We start from the raw sequence: 1,579 nt of genomic DNA, 5'->3' as shown, positions 1-1,579 counted from the left end.
CCGCTGCTGCTTTAGACTGGTTACAAATGGCAAATACAAATTCTCGAGAATTATGGATTAGTGGTTATTCATTTGGTGCTTTTGTCGGAATGCAACTGTTAATGCGGCGACCAGAAATACAAGGATGGATTAGTGTCGCACCTCTTGCGAATCATTACGATTTCAACTTTTTGGCGCCTTGTCCTTGCGGTGGATTGATGATTGCTGGTGAAAAGGACACGGTTGTTCCCATTATTGAAATCAATAAACTTGTTGAAAAGCTTAATTCCCAAAAAGGTATTGATGTAGATTATCAAATCTTACTTAATGCCAATCATATTTTTGCGAACGAAGCAGAATTGATTGAAGAAGCAATTTTTAATCATGTCAATAAAATTATTAAGCAAAGAAAAGATCCTTCTATACATGCATAAAAATAAAAAAAATCTTTTTAAACTATTATTATTTGTATAGTTTTTTTCTTCTATATTACCGATAACTTTTTTTAACTTTTAATTCCATTACCAATAAATAAGAATGTCTTTTTTATCCAAACGTAAATCTATTCAACAAATTGCTCAAGATGCCCAAGACCATGGATTGAACCGTTGCTTAGGCCCTTGGCGACTGACCATGATTGGAGTTGGCTCAACTATAGGAGCAGGAATTTTTGTCATGACGGGTACTGCCGCCGCTAATTTTGCTGGACCGGCTGTTATTCTTTCATTTATTATTGCTGCGATTGCTTGCCTCTTTACGGCTCTTTCTTATGGAGAACTGTCTTCAACTATGCCTGTAGCAGGTTCAGCTTACAGCTATGCCTATACTTCACTCGGAGAAAAAATCGCTTGGGCCGTTGGCTGGCTGCTACTTTTGGAATACGGTATTTCCGCTGTCTCTGTAGCTTCTGGCTTTTCTAGCTACGCCATTTCTTTATTACATAGTTTTCATATTGATGTTCCCTTTTACCTCCATACTTCAACATTTCAGCCCTCTCCAGAGGGATACGGAAAAGGAATCATCATCAATTTTTCTATTGACTTCGTCGGTGCCATTTCTGTTCTTTTCGTTTCTACTGCCTTACTTTTCGGTGTATCAGAGTCTGCAACAGTAAATGCAATTATTGTTACCATGAAAATTGGTGTCCTCATTTTGTTTGTCGTTATTTGTGCTTTTTTTATAAATTATCATAATTTGACCCCTTTTATCCCTGCTTCTACTGGTCCTTTAAACTTTGGAATAACAGGCGTATTTCGAGCAGCATCAACAATATTTTTTGCTTACATTGGATTTGAAGCTGTATCAACCGCTGCTTCAGAGGCAAAAAATCCACAAAAAGATATTCCTTTTGGTATTATTGCTTCTTTAGTGATATCAACTCTGATTTATATCAGTGTCGCTTTTGTACTAGTTGGAATTGTACCTTATAAAAACCTAAACGTTTCAGATCCACTGGCGGTTGCAATTGATTTGATACATATGCCAATTTTAGCACTTATTTTAAAGCTAAGTGCGGTTATTGGTTTAAGCTCCGTCATGTTGGTTTTACTGTATGGCCAAACACGTATATTTTTCTTTATGGCAAAAGATGGACTTATAC

2 protein-coding genes are annotated in these 1,579 nt (G+C 36.5%); both read left to right on the top strand.

Annotated elements, in window-relative coordinates; translation table 11 throughout:
* Positions 1-413: dienelactone hydrolase family protein (locus tag AABE15_RS00690; protein ID WP_338329357.1), on the top strand; the 413-nt coding region annotated here is incomplete at its 5' end.
* A 103-nt stretch (positions 414-516) separates the two neighbouring features.
* Positions 517-1,579 (top strand): amino acid permease (locus AABE15_RS00685; protein WP_338329356.1); only part of this gene is annotated, 1,063 nt, incomplete at its 3' end.

Source organism: Commensalibacter sp. Nvir, assembly GCF_963921845.1.
GTDB lineage: Bacteria > Pseudomonadota > Alphaproteobacteria > Acetobacterales > Acetobacteraceae > Commensalibacter.
Note: the sequence above shows the minus strand (reverse complement) of the source record. Positions and strands in the feature narration are given on the sequence as shown.